Origin of the sequence: Delftia tsuruhatensis NBRC 16741 (assembly GCF_001571325.1) — a bacterium.
In the GTDB taxonomy this organism is placed as follows: Bacteria; Pseudomonadota; Gammaproteobacteria; order Burkholderiales; family Burkholderiaceae_C; genus Comamonas; species Comamonas tsuruhatensis.
In genome coordinates this window covers 86,511-104,750 of sequence record NZ_BCTO01000014.1, presented here as the reverse complement: position 1 = coordinate 104,750, position 18,240 = coordinate 86,511, and the positions used below count along the sequence as shown (strand labels likewise).

Below are 18,240 nucleotides of genomic sequence, written 5' to 3'. Positions count from 1 at the left end.
GGGGGAAGGCGCGTAGCGCCTCAGGGGGTGTCGTTCAAACAGGATCCCAGCTGAACACGTCGGCAGACCGGTCCAGCGGCACGAACGACGCCTTGAGCGCAGGCATGCCGTGCTCGGCAATGAACTGGGGCGACCAGCCTTCGCTGCGGTGCACCGAGCGCAGCGGGCGCGGCTGGCTCATGACGAAGATCTCGTTGTTGCGCACGGCGAAGACCTGGGCGTTCACGTCGCGGGCCGCGTCGGACAACAGGTAGACGGCCAGCGGGGCGATCTTGTTGGGCGTCATCTGCTGGATCTTGGCCACGCGCGCCTGCTGCTCGGGCGTGTCGGTGGGGATGGAGCCGATCATGCGGCTCCAGGCGAACGGCGCGATGCAGTTGGAGCGCACGTTGAACTTCTGCATGTCCAGCGCAATGGACTTGGACAGGGCCGTCAGCCCCAGCTTGGCGGCGCTGTAGTTGGCCTGGCCCAGGTTGCCGATCAGGCCCGAGGTCGAGGTCATGTGCACGAAGGCGCCGCTTTCCTGCTCCTTGAAATGGTTGGCGGCCGCGCGGCTCATGTAGTAGCTGCCGTACAGGTGGACCTTGATGACGGCGTCCCACTCGTCCAGGCTCATCTTGTGGAAGAACCGGTCGCGCAGGATGCCGGCGTTGTTGACCACGCCGTCGATGCGGCCGAAGCTGTCCACGGCGCACTGCACGATGCGGCCCGCGCTGGCGGCCTCGGCCACGCTGTCGGTGTTGGCCACGGCCTGGCCGCCTGCGGCCTTGATCTCATCGACCACCTTCTGGGCCGGGCCGGCGTCCGTGCCCTCGCCCGTGGTGGAGGTGCCTATGTCGTTGACCACCACCTTGGCGCCCTCGGCCGCCATGGCCAGCGCCATGTCGCGCCCGATGCCGCCGCCGGCACCCGTCACCACCACTACCTTGTCCTGCATCATTTTCTGCGCCATGGCCTGTTGTCCCCGTTCAGTGTTCGTTGGAAAGAAGTCGGGACCAAGGATGCCGGCAAACGCCGCACCGCGCCATTCGCCAATCACAAGGGCGGACTTCGCGGGAATGAAAGCAGGGGCGGGCAGGCCGCGCCGGCCCAGCCTTCAGCGCGGCCAAAGGCTTGCTTAAGAAAACGCGGATTGCGGGCCGCCGCGCTTGCACCGACCATGGCGGCCATGACAGACAAGCAAGCTACCGACACCCTCGACGCCGCCGCGCTGGCGCATCTTCAGTCCTGGCAGGGCCGCAGCGAAACCCTGGCAGACAGCATCACGGCCGCGCCCGTGGCCGCGCTGTCGGCCACGCTGGACCGGGAAGACCCTGAGCCCGCCGACGGCACGGCGCTGCCGCCGCTGTGGCACTGGATGTACTTCCTGCCCCATGCACGCCAAAGCGAGCTGGGCCCCGACGGCCACCCGCGCCGTGGCGGATTTCTGCCGCCCGTGCCGCTGCCGCGCCGCATGTGGGCCGGCGGGCGACTGCGCTGGGAGGCAGGCAACGCGCTGAAGGTGGGCCAGAAGGTGCAGCGCCGCTCCACCATCGGCTCGGTCCGCCACAAGAGCGGCCGCTCGGGCGAGCTGCTGTTCGTGCTGGTCGAGCATGCCTACAGCAATGAACAGGGCCTGGCGCTGACCGAGGAGCACGACATCGTCTACCGCGCCGCTGCCCAGCCCGGCGATCCCGCACCCACGCCGCAGAAGCCGCCGCTGGACGGCCAGCAAACCTGGTCGCGCACCATCGTTCCCGACGACGTGCTGCTGTTCCGCTACTCGGCCCTGACCTTCAACGGCCACCGCATCCACTACGACCGCCGCTACGTCACGGGCGTGGAGGGCTATCCGGGCCTGATCGTGCACGGCCCGCTGATCGCCACCCTGCTGCTGGACCTGCTGCGCCGCGAGCTGCCCCAGGCGCGCGTGCTGTCCTTCGAGTTCAAGGCCGTGCGCCCCACCTTCGACCTGCATGCCTTCAGCGTGCACGGCAAGCCTTCTGCAGACGGCAAGACCATTGAACTCTGGGCCCAGGACCACGAAGGCTGGCTGACCATGACCGGAAAAGCCACCCTGGCCTGAGACCCCTGAACACCGAGCCTTGAGACCACCATGATCGAACAAACGCTTTCCAACAATTTCCCCGAAATCCGCGACGCCATCCGTGCGCTGTGCGCCGAGTTCCCTGACGAGTATTTCCGCAAGATCGACGAGCAGCGCGCCTATCCCGAGACCTTCGTGGACGCGCTGACCAAGGCCGGCTGGCTGGCCGCGCTGATCCCGCAGGAGTACGGCGGCTCGGGCCTGGGCCTGACCGAGGCCAGCGTGATCATGGAAGAGATCAACCGCTGCGGCGGCAACTCGGGCGCCTGCCATGGCCAGATGTACAACATGGGCACGCTGCTGCGCCACGGCTCGCAGGCGCAAAAGGAGAAATACCTGCCGCGCATCGCCTCGGGCGAATGGCGCCTGCAGTCCATGGGCGTGACCGAGCCCACCACGGGCACGGACACCACCAAGATCAAGACCAGCGCCGTCAAGAAGGATGGCCGCTACGTGGTCAACGGCCAGAAGGTCTGGATCAGCCGCGTGCAGCACAGCGACTGGATGATCCTGCTGGCGCGTACCACGCCGCTGGCCGAGGTGAAGAAAAAGAGCGAGGGCATGTCCATCTTCATGGTGGACCTGGCCGAGGCGCAAAAGAGCGGCCTGACCGTGCGCCCCATCCCCAACATGGTCAACCACGAGACCAACGAACTGTTCTTCGAGAACCTGGAAATCCCCGAGGAGAACCTGATCGGCGAGGAAGGCAAGGGCTTCAAGTACATCCTGGACGGCCTCAACGCCGAGCGCACGCTGATTGCGGCCGAATGCATTGGCGACGGCTACTGGTTCCTGGACCGCGTGACCAACTATGTGCGCGACCGCAACGTGTTCGGCCGCCCCATCGGGCAGAACCAGGGCGTGCAGTTCCCGATTGCCGATGCCTTCATCGAGGTCGAGGCCGCCAACCTCATGCGCTGGAAGGCCTGCGAGATGTTCGACGCCAACCAGGCCATGGGCGCCCAGGCCAACATGGCCAAGTACCTGGCGGCCAAGGCCAGCTGGGAGGCGGCCAATGCCTGCATCCAGTTCCACGGCGGCTTCGGCTTTGCCTGCGAATACGACGTGGAGCGCAAGTTCCGCGAGACGCGCCTGTACCAGGTGGCGCCGATCTCGACGAACCTGATCTATTCCTACGTGGCCGAGCACATCCTCGGTCTCCCGCGTTCTTTCTGAAATGGAAAACCCCCTGAGTCGCTTCGCGCCTTCCCCCTGGAAGGGGGACGACAGCCTCGCTGCGGGGGCGGCCCTTGCTTGCTGTCCCTGGCTTGGAGCGCGCCAGTTGGTCGGGTCGTGAGTTTCGCCAAAGTGCAATGGATTTCCAAGATGAAAAAGCAAAGTCTTCGGCCGCTTGACGGCACCACCGTCGTCTCGCTGGAACATGCGGTGGCCGCACCGTTTTGCACGCGCCAGCTGGCCGACCTGGGCGCGCGCGTGATCAAGGTCGAGCGGCCCGGCAGCGGCGACTTTGCGCGCGGCTATGACCAGCGCGTGCAGGGCCAGTCCTCGCACTTCACCTGGATCAACCGCAGCAAGCAGAGCCTGGCGCTGGACCTCAAGCAGGACGAGGCCATGCAGGCGCTGCTGCAGCTGCTGGAGGGTGCCGACGTGCTGGTGCAGAACCTGGCGCCCGGCGCGGCCGCGCGCATGGGCCTGTCCTATGCGGCGCTGCGCGAGCGCTTTCCGCGCCTCATCGTCTGCGACATCAGCGGCTACGGCGCTGACGGCCCCTACCGCGACAAGAAGGCCTACGACCTGCTGATCCAGAGTGAGGCGGGCTTTCTCTCGGTCACGGGCACGCCCGAGGTGCCGTCCAAGGCCGGCATCTCGGTGGCCGACATCGCGGCCGGCATGTATGCGTACACCAACATCCTGTCGGCCCTGCTGCTGCGCGGGCGCACGGGCGAGGGCAGCCACATCGACGTGTCCATGCTGGAGGCGCTGGGCGAGTGGATGGGTTACCCCATGTACTACGCCTTCGACGGCGCGCCGCCGCCGCCGCGCACCGGCGCCTCGCACGCCAGCATCTATCCCTACGGGCCGTTCGAGGCCGGTGACGGCGGGACGGTGATGCTGGGCCTGCAAAACGAACGCGAGTGGAAGCTCTTTTGTGAACAGGTGCTGCTGCAGCCCGCGCTGGCTGCAGACGCGCGCTTCGACAGCAACGCGCGCCGCAACGCCAACCGCGAGGAGCTGCGCGCGCTGATCCTGGGCGTGTTCAATGCGCTGGATGCTGCCCAGGTGGTGCAGCGGCTGGATGCGGCCGGCATTGCCAATGCGCGCGTCAACGACATGGCCGGCCTGTGGGCCCATCCCCAGCTGGCCGCGCGCCAGCGCTGGTGCAGCGTGGACACGCCGGCCGGACCCGTGCAGGCCCTGCTGCCGCCCGGCGCCAACAGCGCCTTCGACTACCGCATGGAGGCCGTGCCCGCCGTGGGCGAGCACAGCGCCGCCATCCTGGCCGAGCTGGGCTGGAGCGCAGAGCGCATCCAGGCTTTGTGCCCGCAGTCTGGAAAACCCACTCCCTGAAACCTGGGCGCATGCGCAGAATGCGCCGGAGACCCCCTCATGAAACATGATCCGCAAGTGAGCATCCATCCGCTGGCCCAGTTCGCCGCCACGCTGCGCTGGGACGACGTTCCCGCCGCCGTGCAGCAGCGCGCCGAAGACCTCTGGGTGGACTGGTTCGGCTCCGTGCTCGCAGGCCAGGGCGCGCGCCCCGTGCAGAGCATCACGCGCTTCGCGCTGTCCCAGGGACTGGCCGGCGGCCCCAGCGAGGTGCTGGGCCAGGACGCCGCCACTTCGCCCATGATGGCTGCCCTGGCCAATGCCGCAGCCTCGCATGTGGCCGAGCAGGACGATGTGCACAACGGCTCGGTCTTCCACCCCGCGGCCGTGGTCTTCCCGCCCGCGCTGGCGGTGGCGCAGAGCATCGGCGCCAGCGGCGCCGAACTCATGGCCGCCTGCGTGGCCGGCTACGAGGTCGGCATCCGCGTGGGCGAGTTCCTGGGCCGCAGCCACTACCGCATCTTCCACACCACGGCCACGGCCGGCACCCTGGCTGCAGCCGCTGCCGTGGGCCGGCTGCTGGGCCTCACGCCCGCGCAGATGCAGCATGCCTTCGGCTCGGCCGGCACGCAGTCGGCAGGGCTGTGGGAGTTCCTGCGCACGGGCGCCGACAGCAAGCAGCTGCACACGGCCCATGCGGCCGCGGCGGGCCTGATGTCGGCCTACCTGGCCAAGGACGGATTCACGGGCGCGCAGGACATCTTCACGGGACCGCAGGGCCTGGCGGCAGGCATGTCCACGGATGCAGATCCCACGCGCCTCACGGACGGCCTGGGCACGCGCTGGGCCACGGCCGAGACCTCGTTCAAATGGCATGCCTCCTGCCGCCACACGCACCCGGCCGCCGACGCGCTGCTGCAGGTCATGCAGGACCACGGCCTGGCCCCCGCCGACCTGGCGCAGGTCACCTGCCACGTGCACCAGGGCGCCATCGACGTGCTGGGCCCCGTGGTCGATCCCGGCACGGTGCACCAGAGCAAGTTCTCCATGGGCACGGTGCTGGCGCTGGCCGCGCGCCACGGCCATGCGGGCCTGGACGAGTTCGACAACGAATACCTGGCCGCCACCACGGTGGCCCTGCGCGAGAAGGTGGGCATGGTGCTGGACCCTGAGGTCGATGCCGCCTACCCGCAGCGCTGGATCGGCAAGGTCACCGTGCTCACCACCGATGGCCGCACGCTGCACGGCCGCGTGGAAGAGCCCAAGGGCGATCCGGGCAACACGCTGTCGCGCGAGGAGATCACGGCCAAGGCGCTGCGACTGATCGCCTATGGCGGTGCCCTGCAGGACGACCCCGCCCAGGCCGCCGTAGCGCGGCTGTGGCAGATCGCGCACTGGCCGCGCGTGCAGCGCCTGCTTGACTGAGTTCTTGACTGAGTTTTCGCGCCGGCCCCGGCCGGCGAATCCATGGGAAAGGCGCCACCACAGAGCGCCTCCCGCTTCCACCCAAGTGCACAGGAGACAAACCATGCAACGCACCACTTCTTTCCGCCGCCGCCTCGTTTACGCAGCGGCCGCCGCCTGCGCCCTTGCCGCCGGCGGGACGACCACCGGCGCCCTGGCCGCGGCCTGGCCCGACAAGCCCGTCGTCCTCGTCGTGCCCTACAGCGCTGGCGGCCCCACCGATGTGGTGGCGCGCCTGCTGGCCGTGCCCATGGGCCAGGTGCTGGGCCAGAGCGTGCTGGTCGAGAACACCGTGGGAGCGGGCGGCACCATTGCGCCCAACCGCGTGGCCAAGGCCAAGGCCGACGGCTACACCATCCTCATCCACCACATGGGCATGGCCACGGCGCCTGCGCTGTACAAGAAGCTGCCCTATGACCCGCTCAAGGACTTCGAGTACATCGGCCAGGTGCTGGACGTGCCCATGACCCTGCTGTCGCGCAAGGACTTCCCGGCCAACAACTTTGCCGAGCTGCTGGACTACGTGAAGAAGAACCAGGAGAAGGTCTCGCTGGCCAATGCCGGCATCGGCGCCGTCTCCCAGCTGTGCGGCATGCTGTTCATGCACCAGGCGGGCGTCAAGCTCACCACCGTGCCCTACAAGGGCGCAGGCCCGGCCATGAACGACCTCATGGGCGGCCAGGTGGACCTGCTGTGCGACCAGACCACGCAGACCGTGCCTGTGATCAAGGACGGCCAGCGCGCCAAGGTCTTCGGCGTGACCACGCCCAAGCGCCTGTCCTCGCTGCCCGACATCCCCACGCTGGACGAGCAGGGCCTCAAGGGCTTCGACGTCAAGGTCTGGCACGGCATGTACGCGCCCAAGGGCACGCCCAAGGAGGTGGTCATGGCCATCAACAAGGCACTGAACGTGGCCATCAAGGACGAGAACGTCAAAAAGCGCATCGCCGAACTCAGCTCCGACCTGGTCACGCCCGACAAGGCCACACCCGAAGGCCTGCGCACCCACCTGCAGGCCGAGGTGGCGCGCTGGGACAAGGTCATCAAGGCCGCAGGCGTCTCGGCCGAATAAACCGCTCTCCCAAGGACATCCGCATGCACGATCTGGCGCGACAGGCCACTTCCTTTCTCTTCGTCCCCGCCACGCGGCCCGAGCGCCTGGGCAAGGCCCTGGACAGCGGCGCCGACATGGTCATCGCCGACTGGGAGGACGCCGTGGCCCCGGCCGACAAGGACGGCGCCCGCCAGGCGCTGGCCCAGGCCGTGGGTGCGCTGGAAGGCCCGGCCCGTGCCCGCCTGCTGGTGCGCATCAACGCCGAAGGCACGCCCTGGCATGCGGATGACCTGCGCGCGCTGGCGCAGCTGGTGGAGCAGGGCGTGGCCGGCGCCATGGTCTCCAAGGCCGAGCGCGCCCAGACCCTGCATGCGGTGGCCCAGGCTGCGGGCGCACGGGCGGCCGTGCTGCCCCTCATCGAAAGCGTGGCCGGCCTGGACGCGGCCGACGCCCTGGCTGCCGCGCCCCAGGTGGTGCGCCTGGCCTTCGGCCACCTGGACTTCCAGGTCGATGCGGGCATGGCCTGCGAGCAGGGCGAGGAAGAGCTGCTGCCCATGCGCATGGCCCTGGTCCTGGCCTCGCGCCGCGCCGGCATCGGCGCGGCCGTGGACGGCGTGACGGTGGACACGCGCAACCCCGAGCGGCTGGCCCAGGACGCGGCACGCGCGCGGCGCATGGGCTTTGGCGGCAAGCTGTGCATCCACCCGGCCCAGGTCCAGCCCCTGCACGCCGTCTTCGACCCCGATGCAGCGGCCGTGGCCCACGCGCAGCGCCTGCGCCAGGCCCTGGCCGAGGCCGGAGGCGGCGTCTGCGTGCTGGACGGCCGCATGGTCGATGCGCCCGTGCTCAAGCAGGCCGAACAGGTGCTGCTGCGCCATGCCTGGGCGCAACAGAGATCTGCAGCACGATCTTGATGAAAATGAGACTGAAAGGCCGTTTTGCACTCAGAGTTTTCTGGTTCTGGTGCAAGCAGTCCAATGATTTCCCTGATGGTGAATCCATCTGCCTCGAATACGCTTGGCCAACTCGATTGATTTCGAGACGTCGGTTTCTTGATCCGGTATCTCCACCCATGGAGGCACCCAGGCAAAGGAGCGTGTGATGGCAGTGATCTCGGGGACGACATCGAACAGCGGATTCAACGGCCAATTGAATGACCGACTTGAAGACCGAATGGATGACCGACTGGATAACCGATTGAATCGGCGCCAGGCGCTGGCCCTGGCGGCCGGCGCCGTGGCGGCGGGGCCCGCCAGCGTGCTGGCGCAGGCCGGCTTTGCCACGCGGCCCGTGCGCATCGTCGTGCCCTTTGCGGCGGGCGGCGCCACCGACGTGATTGCGCGCATCCTGGGCGAGCGCATGGCCCAGCAGCTGGGCCAGACCGTGGTGGTGGACAACAAGCCCGGCGCGGCCGGACTGATCGGCGGCGAGATGGTGGTCCGCTCCGCGCCCGACGGGCTCACCCTGTTGCTGGGCACCACCTCCACCATGCTCACCAACAAATACCTCTACAAGAAGACCGCCTACGACCCGTTGACCGACCTCACGCCCCTGTCGCGCGTGTGCATGGCGCCCATCGCCCTGGTGGTCACGGCCGACGTGCCCGCCTCCAACCTGCGCGAATTCATGGCCTGGGCCCAGGCCAACGCGGGCAAGCTCTCGTATGGCTCCTACGGCATAGGCTCGCACGGCCACCTGGCCTGCGCCGTGCTCAGCGACATGGCCGGTGCCGGCATGGCGCATGCCGCCTACCGGGGCGAGGCGCTGATGGTGCAGGACATGCTGGGCGGACGCATCCCCATCGGCATGGGCAGCCTGCTCACGCTCAAGCCCCATATCGATGCAGGCAAGCTGCGCGCCCTGGCCGTCACCGGCACGCGCCGCGTGCCCCTGCTACCCGAGGTACCCACCTTTGCCGAGGCCGGCTACCGCCACGAGGCCATGGAACTGTCCGGCTGGCTGGCCATCGCCGGCCCCAGGGGCCTGCCGGCCGACCTCACGCGGCAATGGGGCGAGATCTCCAACCGCGCCGTGGCCAGCCGCGAAGGCACGGCCCGCATCATCGCGGCCGGTTTCGTCCCTGTCGATGACGACAGCCCTCAGCGCTTCGGCAAGGCCTGGGCGCAGGAGGCTCCGGTCTGGGGGCGGCTGCTGCAGTCGGCGGGGGTGCAACCCGGTTGATGGCGCACAGCGGCCCTGGTTGCCCAAGGCTGCACTCATGCCCTGTGCTGTAATCGCCCCTCCTCAGGCGGCCCCGGTGGTGCAATGCCATGGCGGGACAGCCCGTGGTTTCTCAAACATTCAAGAGAGGGTATTACCGTGAGTGCATTGGTCATCAAGGCCTGGAAAGCCAGCGAGCAACCCATAGACGACAAGGGCAACCACATTGCCATCACAGGCCGCGAAGGCGGCCTGGTCGCCTGGATCCTGTCCAAGGTCAACATCGATCCCACCACCACCATCCGCGTGGGCAGCGAGCGCCTGGAGTTCAGCAGCGCCTCGCTGTCGGGCACCCAGTCGCGCCTGATCCCGCTGCAGGGCATCTGCTCCACCTACTACGGCTATCACAAGCCCTGGAAGACGGCGCTGGGCATCGGTGCCCTGTCCCTGTTCATGGGCGGGTCCATGATGGCCCAGAGCTTCTTTGCAGGCCTGGTGGTCATGCTGATCGGCTGGGGCATCGCCGCCGTCATCTACTTCCTGAACCGCACCCTGACGCTGGGCTTCATCGAGAACAGCGGCGCAGTCAACGGCATCCAGTTCAAGCGCTCGGTGATCGAGAACATCGACATCACGCAGGAACAGGCACGGCAGGTCTGCGAACTGATGCAGAAGCTGATCGAGGCCAAGGAAAAGCGGCTCTGACGACGCGGCGGCACGCAAGTGCCGTCCGGCGCCGTCCGGCGCCATCCGGCGCCGCGCGTGCCCTGCGCTCAGGCCTGTGCCGGGCTGCGCGCCATCAGCTTGAACGTCCCCGTGGCCAGGGCCACCAGGGTGCCGTCCTCGGAACGCACTTCGCCGCGCGCGAAGCTGATGGAGCGGCCGCGCCGCTCGCAGTGGGCGGTGGCGATGAGATCGCCGCTGCCGGCGGAGACGTAGTGCAGCGTGAGATCGATGGTGGCCACGCCGAAGGCCGTGGGGTCATGCGAGCGGCAGGCCGAGGCCAGGGCGCAGTCCAGCAGCGAGGCGATGGCGCCGCCGTGCACGTCGCCGCGGCTGTTGGCCTGGTCCGGTTGAAAGCCCATGCGGATCTGGGCGCGGTCATCGCCGATGCGTTCACCGCTGAGCTTCATGGCGCGGGCCATGGGCATGGGCAGGCCGAAGAGGATGCCGGGCGCCTCGCCTTCGAAGGGGTTGGCCGGGTGGTCTTTGATGGGTGTATTCATGGACATGATCATCGCATTGGGCGCGGCGCTCGAGACTGGCGTGTACCGACTCCGGGGCACCGAGGAAGGGCCTACGCCGGCCGCGCCGCCCCGCATCGAGGGTGCCGCCGGTTGCCCGGATGCCCCCCTCCCGCGAAGCGAGAGAGGGCGCCGTGCACACGGGGGAAGCGGCGCAGCCGCTCAGGGGGTGACTTTCAATCCACCAGTGCACCTGTCGATTTGACGACAGTGGCCCAGCGCGTGATTTCCTTGTCGATATGCGCCTGCAGCGCCTCGGGCGTGGAGCCCACGGGCTCGTAGCCGCCGGCGGCCAGCTGGGCCTGCAGCGCGGGCTGGCGCAGGGCGGAGGCGATCTCGCGGCTCAGGCGCTGGGTGGCTTCGGCGGGCGTGCCGGCCGGCGCGATGACGGCGTACCAGCCGGTCACGTCGAAGCCTGCGATGCCCTGCTCCTGGATGGTGGCCACCTCGGGCGCCAGCGCCGAGCGCTGCGGGCTGGTGACGGCCAGTGCGTGCATGCGCCCGCTGCGGATGTGGGGCATGGAGGTGGAGATGCTGTCGAAGGTCAGGTCGATGTAGCCAGCCAGCATGGCGTTGACCACGCCCGCGCTGCCCTTGTAGGGCACATGGGTCATGCGCACGCCTGCCATGGAGCCGAAGTACTCGGCCGCAAGATGCCCCGTGTTGCCGTTGCCCGCCGAGCCGAAGGTGAGCTTGCCGGGGTTGGCCTTGGCGGCCTGGATGAGTTCCTGGATGTTCCTGGCCGGCAGCTTGCTGCTGGCGGCAACCACCATGGGCAGGTTGGCCACCAAAGACACGGGCGCGAAGTCGCGGCGGGTGTCGTAGGGCAGCTTGGGATAGAGGCTGTCGTTGATGGCATGGGCGGCCAGCACCATGAGCACGGTGTAGCCATCGGGCCTGGCGCGCGCCACGTATTGCGAGGCCAGCGTGCCGCCTGCGCCGGGCTTGTACTCCAGCACCACGGGCTGGCCCAGCTGCTGCTGCAGCTGCACGGCCAGAGGGCGGCCCAGCAGGTCGGCACTGCCGCCGGGTGGATAGGGAATGACCAGCTGGATGGGCTTGGCAGGCCAGGCCTCGGCAGCATGGGCGAGATGGGTGGCCGGGGCCAGCAGGGCGCAGGTCGCCAGGGCCAGGCAGGACAGCAGGCGGCGGCGCGGGAGTGGGTGCATGGGCATGGGGGGACTCCGTTTCATGAAGAGGACAGGGCGCCGGCCTGGTACTGCTCGCGCAGCGCGCGCTTGAGCACTTTGCCGATCTCGCTGCGCGGCAGGCTGGCGGCCAGCCACAGCTCGGCCACGCGCTGGGTCTTGCCCACGCGGGCGTTGAGCCATTCGCGCAGCTCGGCGGCCGAGGGTGTGGCATCGGGGCGCGCCACGGCGTAGGCCACGGGGGTTTCGCCCCAAGCATCGGAGGGCACGCCGATCACCGCGCATTCGGCCACCTGCGGGTGCTGCAGCAGCACGGACTCGATGTCGCTCGGGTAGACGTTGAAGCCGCCCGTGATGATCATGTCCTTCTTGCGGTCACCCAGCACGATGAAGCCGTCCTCGTCCAGACGGCCCACGTCGCCGCTGCGGATGAAGCGCAGGCCCTGGGCATCGAACCATTCGGCCTCCTGCGTCTTGTCGGGCAGGCGGTGGTAGCCGCTCATCATCCCGGCCGAGCGGCCCACGATCTCGCCCTGCTCGCCGGGCGGCAGTTCGCGGCCCTGCTCATCGATGAAGCGGATGTCGGCGCCCGGTCCCGGCCTGCCCACGGTGTGCAGCTTGTCTGGGAAGTCATGGCAGTGCAGCTCGCAGCGCACGCCGCCTTCGGTCATGCCGTAGTACTCGATGAGCCGTCCGGGCCAGCGGCGCAGCACCTCGGCCTTGAGCGCGGGATGGAAGGGTGCGCTGGTGCAGAACTTGTGCTGCAGGCGGCTCAGGTCGGCGCCGTCGAACCCCGGGCACTGCATCAGCCGCTGGTACTGCACGGGCACGAGCATGGTGTGGGTGGCACGGTGGCGCTCGGTCAGTTCCAGGTAGTGCGCCGCGTCGAACTTGCGCATCAGCACCAGGGTGCCGCCCAGCCCCATGGTGGGCAGGGCCGCGACCAGGGTGGTGTTGGAGTACAGCGGCGTGGCGCACAGCGAGACGGCATCGGGCCCGTAGCCGTTGTGGATGGCGCGCTGCACATGGGCCCAGCGCATGGCCCAGGACTGGACGATGCCCTTGGGCACGCCCGTGGTGCCCGAGGAGTAGATGACGTTGAAGGGCCAGTCGGGCTGGGGGTGGATGGGCGCGGGTGCCGTGCCATGGTCCGCTTCGTCCGCAGCCAGCCATTGCGACCACGGCATGCCGGCCTCGGCAGCGCCGTCCAGGGCCACGCATTGCAGATCCTGTCCGGCCTGCAGCGGCCATTGCGCGGCGGTGTCCGCGTCGCGCAGTACCAGCCGGGCGCCGCAGTTGTCCAGCATGGCGCTCAGGTGGCCGGCCGTGGCCGACGGGGCCAGCGGCGCCACGGCCACGCCCGCGCGCAACGCACCCAGGAAGGCCAGCACATACTCGGGCGAGCTGCCCGCGCAAATGGCCACCACGTCGCCGGGGCCCAGGCCCTGGCGTTGCAGGCGCAAGGCCACGCGGTCCATGCCCAGGCGCAGCGCGGCGTAGTCGAGGCTGCGGCCGTCCATGGCCAGGGCGGTGTGGCGGGGGCGCTGGCTGGCCTGCAGCGCGACGAGTTCGGGCAGCGAGCCAAAGGGCTGGCGCAGCAGGGCGGCGATGTCTTCTTGCATGGGAGGGGAGGCACGGACGGGAGGGGAGAACTATTCCAGCGACAGGCCTGCGGCCTTGACGATCTGGGCCCAGCTCTTGCGTTCCTGGGCGATGAAGGCGTCGTACTCGGCCGGTGTCTCGCCACCGGGCACGCCGCCCAGGTCGGCAAAGCGCTGGCGCACCTCGGCCGTCTGCATGGCGCGCCGGGCCGACTGCTGGATGCGCTCGACCACGGCATCGGGCGTGCCGGCAGGGGCCAGCAGGCCGAACCAGGCCGTGACCTGCATGGGCACGCCGGCCTCGGTCATGGTGGGCACCTCGGGCAACTGGGCCGAGCGCGTGGCGCTGGTGATGGCCAGCGCGCGGAACTTGCCGCTCCTGATGTGCGGCATGGAGCTGGGCAGGTTGTCGATCATGTAGTCCACCTGCTGGCCCAGCAGCGCCGTGACCGCAGGCGCGGCCCCGGGAAAGGGCACGAGCGTGACCTCGATGCCGGCCTTCTGGCGGAACATCTCCGAGGACATGTGCGGCGACTGGCCCACGCCCGACGTGGACACGTTCAGGCGCCGGGTCCTGGCCAGCTCCACCAGCTCGCGCACGCTGCGCACGGGCGAATCGGCATGGACCACGAGGATGTTGGGCACGGAGATCACATTGGTGATGCCGCGCAGGTCGCTTTCCTTGTAGCTGAGCTGCTTGTACAGGCTGAAATTGATAGCCACCGGGCCGATGTTGCCCATGAGCAGCGTGTAGCCATCGGGCCTGGCGCGCGCCACCTGGGCCGTGCCGATGCTGCCGCCGCCACCGCCCTTGTTCTCCACCACCACCGAGGTGCCCAGGTCCTTGCCCATCTTCTCGGCCAGCACGCGCGCGGCAATGTCCGTGGTGCCGCCAGCGGCGGCCGGCACCACGATGGTGATGGGGCGTTCAGGCCAGGCCGCCGCCAGCGCGGCGGCAGGAGCCAGGGAGAAAAAAGGCAAAGCGGCCAGCAGGGCCAGCAGGCTGCGGCGGACGGTCATGGGCAGTCTCCAGTTCACTGCCCGCAACGATAGAAAACCCTGGGCCACAGGGCACCAGGGTTTGACTGGAGATCCGCTTCGCCATTCGGAAACCCGCGCTTAGGCCTACTGGAACGGGTGCTAACCCCTTGCCAGCACCAGAAAAGAGCCCAAGAAAAAAGGCGCCGAAGCGCCTTTCATTGACCGTGTGGTGCACAGCGCCAAAAACTGGCGCGGCCCAAGTCAGGGACACCGAGCAAGGGCCGCCCTGCCGCGAGGGTGTCGTCCCCCTCCCTTGCGAAGCAAGCAGAGAGGGGGAAGGCGCGTCCGCACCTCAGGGGGTGATCAGGGATACAGTCCCCGCATTTCGCGGGCATGCAGGATGCGCTGGCAGGCCACGATGAAGGTGGCGGTGCGCAGCGTCACGCCGTGCTGCTGGGCCACCTGCCAGATGGCCGCGAAGGCGTCCTGCATGATGCGCACCAGGCGGGCGTTGATCTCGTCCTCGCTCCAGAAGAAGCTGGAGAAGTCCTGCACCCATTCGAAGTAGCTCACCGTCACGCCGCCGGCATTGGCCAGCACGTCGGGCAGCACCAGCACGCCCTTTTCGGTCAGGATGTCGTCGGCCTCGGTGGTGGTGGGGCCGTTGGCACCCTCGATCACCATCTTGGCCTTGATCTTGCCGGCGTTGTCCTTGGTGATCTGGCCTTCCAGTGCGGCGGGGATCAGGATGTCGCAGTCCACGCCCCAGAAATCGGCAGCGTCCATGGCTTCGGCGCCGTCAAAGCCGCCCACGCCGCCCTTGGCGGCCACGTGGGCCAGCAGGGCCGTCACATCCAGGCCGTTGGCGTTGCGGATGGTGCCGGTGTGGTCCTGCACGGCCACGACCTTGGCGCCCGCGTCGGCGAACAGCTTGCCGGCCGTGCCGCCCACGTTGCCGAAGCCCTGCACGGCAATGCGCGCGCCCTGGACCGACAGGCCGGTCAGCTTGGCCGCTTCCACGCCCACGGTGAACACGCCGCGGCCGGTGGCCTCGACGCGGCCCAGCGAGCCGCCCAGGTCCACGGGCTTGCCCGTGACCACGCCGGTGGCGGTGGCGCCGGTGTTCATGGAGTAGGTGTCCATCATCCAGGACATGATCTGGCCGTTCGTGTTGACGTCAGGCGCTGGAATGTCCTTGGAGGGGCCGATCAGCAGGCCGATCTCGCTGGTGTAGCGGCGCGTCAGGCGCTCTAGCTCACCGCGCGACAGCGTCTTGGGATCGACACGGATGCCGCCCTTGGCGCCGCCGTAGGGCACGTTGACGGCCGCGTTCTTGACCGACATCCAGGCCGACAGGGCCATGACTTCGGACAGGGTCACGTCCTGGTGGAAGCGCACGCCGCCCTTGCCGGGGCCGCGGCTCAGGTTGTGCTGCACGCGGTAGCCTTCGTAGTGGGCGATGGTGCCGTTGTCCAGCTCGATCGGCACATCGACGATCAGGATGCGCTTGGGGCGCTTGAGGGTTTCGACCCAGCGGGCGAGATGGCCCAGGTAGGGAGTGACGCGATCGACCTGCTGCAGGTAATTGCCCCAGGGGCCGAGGTGATCGGCCTGCAGGTAGGAAGGGATGGCGTGGTTGGTAACGCCGGCCGAAGCGGGTTGCTGCATGGTGGTTCCACACAAGAGTTGTCTGAGGGTTTTGAGCTTATTCCCGGGGCTATGCGCTGTCCAACGCCTTATGCGCGAGAGCCTTATGCATTTAATGCATAACCATGGGATCGCCTTGTCCAGCGGACAATCGGGGCCGCTTGCGACCCTCCGATGCACTCCAAGAAAGCCGCTCCATGACGAACAACCCCCGCACTCCCACAGCCTTGGCCCATGCGCTGCTCCAGGCGCGCCACAGCGGCGAATTGCTGGATGCCGACGACTGGGCCGACGTGGTGCGCGCGCCCGCAGATGCGCAGGCCGTGCAGGCCGCCATGGCGCCCGCCCTGGGCTGGCGCGTGGCTGGCAGCCAGCAGGGACCGGGCCGCGTTCCGGGCTACTGGAAGTCTGGCGCGCCGCGCCGCGATGCCCCGCTGACCCATGCGCCGCTGCCCGAAGAAGGCGTCTGGGCCAGTCCTTCGGTGGCCGGTGGCGCGCCGCTGCACCTGCGCGGCATCGAAGCCGAGATCGCCCTGCGCCTGGGCCGCGAGGTGACGGCCGAGATGGCTGCCGCGCTGCAGCCCGGCGATGGGCTGGAGCTGATCGACGGCATCACCGCCGCCATCGAGGTGGTGGATACGCGCTGGCGCCAGCACCTGAAGGCGCCGCCGCTGCTGCTGGCCGCCGACGGCCTGTGCCATGGCGCCCTGGTGCTGGGGCCGTGGCAGGACGCTTCGCGGCTGCTGCCGCGCGAGTCGCCGCGGGACTGGTCTGCCCAGGTCTGCCGGCTGCGCGTGGGTGCGGCGCCGCTGCAGGCGTTCACCGGAACGCATCCGCTGGGCGATCCGCTGTGGCTGCTGGCCGGCTGGTTGCAGGAGCTGGTGCGCCGCTATGGCAGCGTGCCCGCAGGCACGGTGGTGACTACGGGCACGTGGAATGGACTGGCCTTTGCGCAGGCCGGCGACCTGGTGGTGGCCGAGCTGGACGGCATCGCCGAAGCCCGCCTGCAGCTGTGAGGCTTCAGGCAGGCCATCGAGTGATCAGGTGATCTTGTAGTCCTTGAGGGCCGGATCGCCGGGCGGAAAGCGCAGTTCCAGGTTGCGCAGCACCTCGCGCAGCAAGGAGGCGATCATGAGGTTGCGGTGCGTCTTGGAGTCGGCCGGCACGATGGTCCAGGGCGCCCAGGGCGTATGCGTGGCGCCCAGCAGCTGGCCGTAGGCCTGCTGGTAGTCCTTCCACTGCGTGCGCACCTTCATGTCGTTCTCGTCAAACTTCCAGTGCTTGGCCGGGTCGTCCAGGCGCTCCTGCAGGCGCATGCGCTGTTCGTCGGCGCTGATGTGCAGCAGGAACTTGACGACCACGGTGCCCGTCTCGCTGAGCATGCGCTCGAAGTCGTTGATGTGGGCAAAGCGCTGGCGCTGCTGCTCGGGTGTGATCCAGCCGTTGACCACGGGCACCAGCACGTCCTCGTAATGGCTGCGGTTGAAGACCGTGATTTCGCCAGCGGCAGGCACCTGCTGGTGGATGCGCCACAGGTAGTCATGGGCGCGCTCGGCCTCGGTGGGGGCCTTCCAGCCCACGGCGTGCACGCCCAGCGCACTCATGCGGCCGAAGACGCCACGGATGGTGCCGTCCTTGCCCGCCGTGTCCGTGCCCTGCAGCACGACCAGCAGCTTGTAGCGGCGGTCGGCGTACAGCAGGTTCTGCAGCGCATCCAGCTCCTCGGCCAGGGCCTCGACGGCGACCTTGTCCTCGGCCTTGCCGTTGCCATTGGAAAAGGGCTTGGCGCCCGGGTCGAAGTCGGCCAGGGCAATGGGTTTGTCCTTGTCGGACCTGGCGGAGCGCGGCTGCCATTGTTCCCAGAGCTTTTGCACGGCCGCATCGCGGCTGGAGAAAGGGTTGGAGGCGTCCATGGATAGAGCGGTGGGTGAGGTGGAATGTCAGGGCCGGGCGCGAATGGATTGCACCTGCAGTTGCGGCTGCGCCATCGAAGGCGCGGCGCCAGCGGCGGGCCTGGGGCCGGGCTGGCCCCGGACTTCCACGTTCTGCCGCTGCCACTGCGTGATCTGCTCGGCGCTCAGGCCCTGGAGCTGCCAGGTCTCGCCGGAGGTGGTCTGCAGCACGGGCTGCTCATGGGGCGCATTGCCGCGCAGCACCAGACGGCCTTGCAGGGTCAGGGGCTGGCCGGCATCCGGCGCGGCGGGCGCGGCCGATGCCGAAGCGGGCGCCGGTGCAGTTGCAGGAGGTGGAGGTGGCGCGGCGCAGGCCGTGGCCAGCAGCGACAGGCTGCCGGCCAGCAGCAGGGGCAGGGCCCGGGCAACTGCGGTATGGGATGTCTGGGTCATGG

Annotated in this window: 17 protein-coding genes; 9 read left to right on the top strand and 8 right to left on the bottom strand. The window is 68.7% G+C overall.

The annotated features are described in order from the left end of the window. Nucleotides 1-34: 34 nt before the first annotated feature. The gene (locus DTS01S_RS07140; protein ID WP_016452187.1) at nt 35-952 is read right to left on the bottom strand and encodes an SDR family NAD(P)-dependent oxidoreductase; all 918 of its coding nucleotides are present in this window, start codon (nt 950-952) and stop codon (nt 35-37) included. A 207-nt stretch (nt 953-1,159) separates the two neighbouring features. On the opposite strand from DTS01S_RS07140, the gene DTS01S_RS07135 reads away from it, so the two are divergent. The 8 genes from DTS01S_RS07135 to DTS01S_RS07100 all read left to right on the top strand — a co-directional run bounded on the left by DTS01S_RS07135 (nt 1,160) and on the right by DTS01S_RS07100 (nt 9,977). After that, entirely contained in the window at nt 1,160-2,065 is a 906-nt protein-coding gene (locus DTS01S_RS07135; RefSeq protein WP_061287491.1) for an FAS1-like dehydratase domain-containing protein, read from the top strand. Between the two features lie 30 nt (nt 2,066-2,095). Further along, nucleotides 2,096-3,262, top strand: a complete 1,167-nt coding sequence (locus DTS01S_RS07130; RefSeq protein WP_016450242.1) for an acyl-CoA dehydrogenase family protein — start codon at nt 2,096-2,098, stop codon at nt 3,260-3,262. 150 nt (nt 3,263-3,412) lie between these two features. Further along, complete coding sequence (locus DTS01S_RS07125) at nt 3,413-4,615, top strand: CaiB/BaiF CoA transferase family protein (protein ID WP_061287490.1); 1,203 nt, start codon at nt 3,413-3,415, stop codon at nt 4,613-4,615. Nucleotides 4,616-4,654: 39 nt separating this feature from the next. After that, a complete protein-coding gene (locus DTS01S_RS07120) occupies nt 4,655-6,019 on the top strand; it encodes an MmgE/PrpD family protein (protein ID WP_017406884.1) in 1,365 nt (454 codons plus the stop codon). 103 nt (nt 6,020-6,122) lie between these two features. Then, nucleotides 6,123-7,130 carry a tripartite tricarboxylate transporter substrate binding protein BugD gene (locus DTS01S_RS07115; RefSeq protein WP_017406883.1) on the top strand — a complete coding sequence of 336 codons (1,008 nt, stop codon included), beginning with the start codon at nt 6,123-6,125 and terminating at the stop codon, nt 7,128-7,130. 23 nt (nt 7,131-7,153) lie between these two features. Beyond that, nucleotides 7,154-8,026 (top strand): HpcH/HpaI aldolase/citrate lyase family protein, encoded by an 873-nt coding sequence (locus DTS01S_RS07110; protein ID WP_012202141.1) that lies wholly within the window; start codon nt 7,154-7,156, stop codon nt 8,024-8,026. A 187-nt stretch (nt 8,027-8,213) separates the two neighbouring features. Then, nucleotides 8,214-9,293: a Bug family tripartite tricarboxylate transporter substrate binding protein gene (locus DTS01S_RS07105; RefSeq protein ID WP_026062768.1), complete on the top strand. Its 1,080-nt coding sequence runs from the start codon at nt 8,214-8,216 to the stop codon at nt 9,291-9,293. 138 nt (nt 9,294-9,431) lie between these two features. After that, nucleotides 9,432-9,977, top strand: a complete 546-nt coding sequence (locus tag DTS01S_RS07100; RefSeq protein ID WP_012202143.1) for a hypothetical protein — start codon at nt 9,432-9,434, stop codon at nt 9,975-9,977. 68 nt (nt 9,978-10,045) lie between these two features. Here the strand turns inward: DTS01S_RS07100 and DTS01S_RS07095 are convergent, their stop codons facing one another. The 5 genes from DTS01S_RS07095 to DTS01S_RS07075 form a co-directional block, all read right to left on the bottom strand. Next, nucleotides 10,046-10,498 carry a PaaI family thioesterase gene (locus DTS01S_RS07095; RefSeq protein ID WP_017406880.1) on the bottom strand — a complete coding sequence of 151 codons (453 nt, stop codon included), beginning with the start codon at nt 10,496-10,498 and terminating at the stop codon, nt 10,046-10,048. 194 nt (nt 10,499-10,692) lie between these two features. Further along, nucleotides 10,693-11,691, bottom strand: a complete 999-nt coding sequence (locus tag DTS01S_RS07090; RefSeq protein ID WP_017407883.1) for a tripartite tricarboxylate transporter substrate binding protein — start codon at nt 11,689-11,691, stop codon at nt 10,693-10,695. Nucleotides 11,692-11,705: 14 nt separating this feature from the next. Beyond that, nucleotides 11,706-13,286, bottom strand: a complete 1,581-nt coding sequence (locus DTS01S_RS07085; protein ID WP_017407884.1) for a class I adenylate-forming enzyme family protein — start codon at nt 13,284-13,286, stop codon at nt 11,706-11,708. 30 nt (nt 13,287-13,316) lie between these two features. Then, nucleotides 13,317-14,285 carry a Bug family tripartite tricarboxylate transporter substrate binding protein gene (locus tag DTS01S_RS07080; RefSeq protein WP_012202149.1) on the bottom strand — a complete coding sequence of 323 codons (969 nt, stop codon included), beginning with the start codon at nt 14,283-14,285 and terminating at the stop codon, nt 13,317-13,319. A 324-nt stretch (nt 14,286-14,609) separates the two neighbouring features. Beyond that, nucleotides 14,610-15,914: a Glu/Leu/Phe/Val family dehydrogenase gene (locus DTS01S_RS07075; RefSeq protein ID WP_016450234.1), complete on the bottom strand. Its 1,305-nt coding sequence runs from the start codon at nt 15,912-15,914 to the stop codon at nt 14,610-14,612. Between the two features lie 176 nt (nt 15,915-16,090). Between DTS01S_RS07075 and DTS01S_RS07070 the strand changes: the two genes are divergently transcribed. Then, nucleotides 16,091-16,909 carry a fumarylacetoacetate hydrolase family protein gene (locus tag DTS01S_RS07070; protein WP_061287489.1) on the top strand — a complete coding sequence of 273 codons (819 nt, stop codon included), beginning with the start codon at nt 16,091-16,093 and terminating at the stop codon, nt 16,907-16,909. Nucleotides 16,910-16,933: 24 nt separating this feature from the next. On the opposite strand, the gene DTS01S_RS07065 is transcribed toward DTS01S_RS07070, so the two are convergent. Together DTS01S_RS07065 and DTS01S_RS07060 are read right to left on the bottom strand one after the other, a co-directional pair. Beyond that, nucleotides 16,934-17,806 (bottom strand): PPK2 family polyphosphate kinase, encoded by an 873-nt coding sequence (locus DTS01S_RS07065; protein ID WP_061287488.1) that lies wholly within the window; start codon nt 17,804-17,806, stop codon nt 16,934-16,936. 27 nt (nt 17,807-17,833) lie between these two features. Continuing rightward, entirely contained in the window at nt 17,834-18,238 is a 405-nt protein-coding gene (locus DTS01S_RS07060; RefSeq protein ID WP_061287487.1) for a hypothetical protein, read from the bottom strand. Nucleotides 18,239-18,240 lie beyond the last annotated feature (2 nt).